We start from the raw sequence: 5502 nt of genomic DNA, 5'->3' as shown, positions 1-5502 counted from the left end.
GGTGCGGGCGTTGGTGGAGCGGGGGGTGATTCGGGGGTTTCATGCTGATATCGATCCCTCGGCGTTGGGGCGGGATCTGCAGGCGATGATCGCGGTGCGGGTGCATGCGTCGGCGCGCAGCCATCTGGCCGAGTTCGGCGATCAGATGGCTGCGCTGCCGGAGGTGGAGAACGTGTATTTCATTGCCGGAGCGGACGATTACCTGATTCATGTGGCGACCGCGGACTCCGGGGAGTTACGGACGTTCGTGCTCGAGCATCTCAGTGCGCATCCGGCCGTCGCGTCGACGGAGACCATTCTGATCTTCGACCACGTGCGGCCGGGGCATCACGGGACGGCCTGAGTCAGGCGGCCAGCGGGTGCGCGGCGTAACCGTGCGCCGCGGCGACCGATTCCGAGAGCAGCTCGCCCTTGTGGGTGCTCAGGCCTGCGGCCAGGCCCGCGTCGTCGGCGACCGCGGCGCGCCAGCCCTTGTCGGCGAGGGCGAGCGCGTAGGGGAGGGTGGCGTTGGTGAGCGCGACCGTCGAGGTGTGCGGGACCGCGCCGGGCATGTTGGCCACGCAGTAGAAGATCGAGTCGTGCACCCGGTAGGTGGGGTCGGCGTGGGTGGTGGGGTGCGAGTCGGCGAAGCAGCCGCCCTGGTCGATGGCGATGTCGACCAGCACCGAGCCCGGCTTCATCTGGGCGACAAGCTCGTTGGAGACCAGGGTGGGGGCCTTCGCGCCGGGGACCAGGACCGCGCCGATGACCAGGTCGGCCTCGCGGACCAGGTTCTCCACCTCGAGCCGGTTGGACATGATGGTGCGCACCTGACCGTGGTAGAGGTCGTCGATCTCGCGCAGGCGGGCGATGTTCAGGTCCAGGACGGTGACCTCGGCGTGCATGCCGTGCGCGACGGCGATGGCGTTGCGTCCGGCCACGCCCGCGCCGATGACGACCACGTGCGCGGGGCGCACGCCGGGGACGCCGCCCATGAGCACGCCGCGGCCGCCGCCGTTGCGCATCAGGTGGTAGGCGCCGGCCTGCGGGGCCAGGCGACCCGCGACCTCGCTCATGGGGGCCAGCAGCGGCAGGGAACCGTCTGCGGCGGTGACGGTTTCGTAGGCGATCGAGGTGATGCCCGAGGACAGCAGCGCGTCGGTGCAGTCCTTGGAGGCGGCCAGGTGCAGGTAGGTGAACAGCACCTGGTCCGCGCGCAGGCGCGAATATTCCTCGGCGACGGGCTCTTTCACCTTGAGCACCAGGTCGGCGGTCTCCCAGACCTCGTCGGCGGTGTCGAGGACGCGGGCGCCGGCGAAGCGGTAGGCGTCGTCCTCGAAGGTGGAGCCGATGCCCGCGCCGGTCTCGACGTAGACCTCATGCCCGCGGGCCACGAATTCGTGGACGCCGGCGGGGGTGCAGGCCACCCGGTGCTCGTGGTTCTTCACCTCGCGGGGAATTCCGATCTTCATGCCCACTCCTCGGTTCTCTCGACTGGTCGGGCGGGATCACCGCCCGGGAGAGAGTATGAAGATTGTGCGAGATCAGTTCCAGATGGCTGAAAAAGATTCTCCAATTGAATGTCTTGCCATCTGAAGATGCGAAACCAGAGTCTGAGAGGTGGGTCACATCGAAGGATATTCGGACTCTGGGACCCGCTGTCCACGCCTCTTACTCCGAGGCTTCGGGCCAGCCCTCGTCGATCGGCCAGCCGCCCGCGCGCAGGTGTTCGCGCACCCGCTCGAGGTCGCTCTCGCGCGGCATCTCGTCGGTGAGCCTGGTGATGATCACCCCGACATCGGCGCGGTCGACCGGCAGCGCGCCGAGCAGCATCAGCTCCTCGGCCACCTGCCGCACCTGCTCCTCGGAGAGCCGGCGGGCCAAGACCGCCAACAGCGGCAGGTAGTCGGTGTCGGGGACGCCCTGCGGGTACCCAGCGCGCAGCCAGCCGATGATCCTGGTGAGCAGCTCGGACAGCGCCATCGGTACCCGGTTCTCTTACGGTGGAACGGTTTTCAGGCCAACGGTTCTCAGGCTTCGGAGGGCCGGGCCAGCGGCCAGCCCCCGGCCGCGAGGCGGGCCGCGACCCGGTTCACGTCCTCGGCCCCGGGCTTCTCGTGGGCGAGCCGCTGGATGGCGGTTTCGATGGCGGCGCGGTCGAGCACACCGTCGGAGGCGAGCAGTTGCTCGATGACCTCGTCGACCTCACGGTCGGTCAGTTTGCGGTGCAGCACCGCGAACAGGGCCACATAGTCTTCCCGCGGGACGCCGTGCGGGTAGCCGGCGCGCAGCCACTCCAGGACGGCGGCGAGGATCGAGCGATTGGTGGTCATGGCTCACTTCTTCGGGGGTTTCGCGCCGAACAACTGGATATCGAAAGTGTGGCTGATGAAATCCTTGGCGATATACAGGATTCCGGCGACGACCACGATCGCCGCGGCCGCGAAGCAGGCGTAGGCGATCGCGGTGGCGAGGGTGTTGCGCCCGGAGGTCCGCGGGCCCTCAGTGGCCGGTTCCACTGCCCAGAAGCGGATTCCGGTCGCGACGACGACGGGGACGCCGATGCCCAGCGCCATGGCGATCAGCGTGACCTCGCCCAACGACTTGGCGATGGCGGTGAAGGTGTGCATGCGAATGCTCCTCAGGCCGCGGTGGTCTCGCGCGTCTGGGACTGCGGGATGAGCCCGGCCTCCCAGTCGTCGTTGACATTGCGGGTGTCGATGGGATTGCGCCGCGAGCGCAGGTACATGTAACCCGAGGCGGCGACGAGCAGGACCGCGACCAGCAGCACACCCGCCAGTCCGCCGGCCAGATCGGCCAGCCACCAACAGAACGCGCCCACCAGGCCGGCCATCGGGAGGGTGAGGATCCAGGCCACGGCCATGCGGCCCATGACGCCCCAGCGGACCTCCGCGCCCGGCTTGCCCAGGCCGGTGCCCAGGATCGAGCCGGTGGCGGTCTGGGTGGTCGAGAGCGGCAGGCCGAACTGGGCCGAGGTGAGAATGATGGCGGCCGAGGAGGTTTCGGCGGCGAAGCCCTGCGGGGAGTCGATCTCGACCAGGCCCTTGCCCAGGGTGCGGATGATGCGCCAGCCGCCCAGGTAGGTGCCCAGCGCGATGGCCAGGGCGCAGCAGATCTTGACCCACAGCGGGAGGTCGTCGGAGCCGGTGTAGGTGCCGTGCGCGACCAGGGCCATGAAGATGACGCCCATGGTCTTCTGTGCGTCGTTGGTGCCGTGGGCCAGTGAGACCAGCGAGGCCGAACCGATCTGACCCCAGCGGAATCCGGTGCTCACCTTGTCTTTTCGCGAGCTCCGGGTGAGGCGGTAGACGGCGTAGGTGCCCAGCCCGGCCACCAGCGCGGCCACGAAGGGGGCCAGCAGCGCCGGGACGATGATCTTGTTGATCAGGCCGGTCTTCTGATCTCCGGTCCAGATCACCCCGCTCGCGCCGAGTGCGGCCACCGCGGCGCCGATCAGACCGCCGAACAGGGCGTGCGAGGAACTCGACGGAATGCCGAACAGCCAGGTGAACAGATTCCACAGAATTCCGCCGACCAGGCCCGCGAAAATTATGTGCAGCAAGGCCATATGGTGCACGCCGCCGATATTCAGCAGTCCACCGGAGACCGTTTTGGCCACCTCGACCGACAGGAACGCGCCCACCAGGTTCAGCACGGCCGACAGGGCCACCGCCACCCGCGGGGAAAGCGCACCGGTCGCGATGGAGGTCGCCATCGCATTCGCCGTGTCATGGAACCCATTGGTGAAATCGAAGGCCAACGCGGTGATGATTACGATCAAGAGAACGAGAAGCTCAGCGCTCACACCTTCAGTGTCACAACGGGACCACTCATATCGAATACGTCCGAGCCGGAGTTCATTCGACGTTCAATCCGGCGCCGCCTCACCGAGACAGTTCCCCGCGAACAGTCGTACGCCGACAGTGAACTGGGCCCGCGCGGACGGGTTTGCGCGGCGAGAATGGAGCGGGCTGTATCGGCCCAATTGCTTTGGGAGGCTGTGGAGATGGAAGAGGTGCTGCTCACGCCGCCGGATGCCGCCGAGGTGCGGTTTCTGGCGCGGGGTGTGGTGAGTGCGGCGGCCGGGGCCGCGGGGCTGACGCCATTGCAGGAGTTGCTGATTCCGGCGATGTTCCTGTCGATGACCGGGCATCCGGTGGAGTTGGCCGAGGTGCGCCCGATCGGGGCGGCGGAATTCGCCGACGGGATGGCGCGGCGCAATCGGATCTTCCGGGAGCGGATCGTGCAGACCATGCTGCTGGCGGCGCTGGTGGTGCGGCCGCTGCCCGCCGAGGTGGGGGATCGGCTGCGGGAGTTCGCCGATGCGCTGGAGGTGGACGATGACATGATCGCGGTGGCGCGGCTGTATGCCGAGGGCGCGGTGGATCTGGCGGCGGTCGACTTCTCGCGCAATGGTTATCTGGGTAATACGGATGCGCTGCGGCTGGACGCGCTGCATACCGAGGGGCTCGACAGCTCTTGGAGCGCGGTCAGCGACGACCCGGTTCTGGCCGGGCGGTGGGCCGAGCTGTGGGATCTGCCGGTGGGCACACTCGGGCGCGGCGTCGCCGACTTCTACCGCGACCGCGGCTTCGTCACCCCCGGTCTGGCCGGGTCCGCGCCGCCGCTACTGGCCCAGCACGATTGGGTGCATGTGCTCGCCGGGTACGGCACCACCCTCGAGAACGAGATCGAGGTCTTCGCCTTCATGGCTCGCGCCAATGACGATCCGCGCGCGTTCAGCCTGCTGGCGATGGTCATCTCGCTGTTCGAGACCGGCTACCTGCGCGCCGGCGCGGGCCTGTTCGAAGCCGACGCCGGACACCTCAGCACCGCGGGCATGGCCCAGCGCCTCGGTGACGCCATGCGCCGCGGCGCCCTCACCCAGGGCAGCCACGACTTCCTCGACCTGGACTGGTTCACCCTGGCCGACCGCCCGATCGCCGTGGTGCGCAACGAAATCGGCCTCGTCCCCAAGGCCGAATCCGCCATCGCGGCGGGCTCGGCCGGACCCTGGCAGCCGGGCGGCATCACGCCCTACCAGCTGAATTCCTCGAAGACCGCCGCCGAGGCCGCGGGCCGCGAATACATCCCCTGGCACCCCGACCCGACCCGCGACTGATCCCACGCCGGGTGAATCGCGGGGCCGCTAGTCCGAGCCGAGCAGGCCCAGCATGCCGGAAACGGCTGCGGACCAGGTGAATTGCTCGGCTCGGTGGCGGGCGGCCAGGCGGCGTTCGATGAGGGGGCGGGCGAGGACGTCGGTGACGGCTTCGGCGAAGGCGCGCGGGTGGTCGGCGGCCACCGCGCCGGCCTCGGCGGTCACGATGTCGGCGAGGGCCGAGGAGCGGCTGGCCACCACCGGGGTGCCGGCGGCGAGGGCTTCCAGGGCGGCGAGGCCGAAGGTTTCGTGGGGGCCGGGGGCCAGGGAGACGTCGGCGGTGGCGAGCAGGGTGGCCAAAGCCGGTCTGTCGCTGATGAATCCGGTGAAATGGACGGTGG

The 5502-nt window shown here is 68.8% G+C and carries 8 protein-coding genes; 2 read left to right on the top strand and 6 right to left on the bottom strand.

The window, feature by feature from the left end:
• The coding region (locus ACAM49_RS38585; protein ID WP_369640468.1) for an Lrp/AsnC family transcriptional regulator at positions 1-343 on the top strand (343 nt) is incomplete at its 5' end.
• Position 344: 1 nt separating this feature from the next.
• Here the strand turns inward: ACAM49_RS38585 and ald are convergent.
• The 5 genes from ald to ACAM49_RS38560 all read right to left on the bottom strand — a co-directional run bounded on the left by ald (position 345) and on the right by ACAM49_RS38560 (position 3805).
• Entirely contained in the window at positions 345-1451 is a 1107-nt protein-coding gene (gene ald, locus ACAM49_RS38580) for an alanine dehydrogenase (protein WP_369640467.1), read from the bottom strand.
• A gap of 199 nt (positions 1452-1650) precedes the next feature.
• Positions 1651-1962 carry a DUF3349 domain-containing protein gene (locus ACAM49_RS38575; RefSeq protein ID WP_369640466.1) on the bottom strand — a complete coding sequence of 104 codons (312 nt, stop codon included), beginning with the start codon at positions 1960-1962 and terminating at the stop codon, positions 1651-1653.
• A 47-nt stretch (positions 1963-2009) separates the two neighbouring features.
• Positions 2010-2312, bottom strand: a complete 303-nt coding sequence (locus ACAM49_RS38570; RefSeq protein WP_369640465.1) for a DUF3349 domain-containing protein — start codon at positions 2310-2312, stop codon at positions 2010-2012.
• Positions 2313-2315: 3 nt separating this feature from the next.
• The gene (locus ACAM49_RS38565) at positions 2316-2609 is read right to left on the bottom strand and encodes a hypothetical protein (protein ID WP_369640464.1); all 294 of its coding nucleotides are present in this window, start codon (positions 2607-2609) and stop codon (positions 2316-2318) included.
• An 11-nt stretch (positions 2610-2620) separates the two neighbouring features.
• Positions 2621-3805 carry an anion permease gene (locus tag ACAM49_RS38560; RefSeq protein ID WP_369640463.1) on the bottom strand — a complete coding sequence of 395 codons (1185 nt, stop codon included), beginning with the start codon at positions 3803-3805 and terminating at the stop codon, positions 2621-2623.
• A gap of 201 nt (positions 3806-4006) precedes the next feature.
• Between ACAM49_RS38560 and ACAM49_RS38555 the strand changes: the two genes are divergently transcribed.
• The gene (locus ACAM49_RS38555) at positions 4007-5122 is read left to right on the top strand and encodes a hypothetical protein (RefSeq protein ID WP_369640462.1); all 1116 of its coding nucleotides are present in this window, start codon (positions 4007-4009) and stop codon (positions 5120-5122) included.
• A gap of 27 nt (positions 5123-5149) precedes the next feature.
• On the opposite strand, the gene ACAM49_RS38550 is transcribed toward ACAM49_RS38555, so the two are convergent.
• A partial coding sequence (locus ACAM49_RS38550; protein WP_369640461.1) for a glycosyltransferase occupies positions 5150-5502 on the bottom strand: 353 nt, incomplete at its 5' end.

Origin of the sequence: Nocardia sp. JMUB6875 (assembly GCF_041154655.1) — a bacterium.
In the GTDB taxonomy this organism is placed as follows: domain Bacteria; phylum Actinomycetota; class Actinomycetes; order Mycobacteriales; family Mycobacteriaceae; genus Nocardia.
This window is presented reverse-complemented; position numbering and strand designations above follow the sequence as displayed.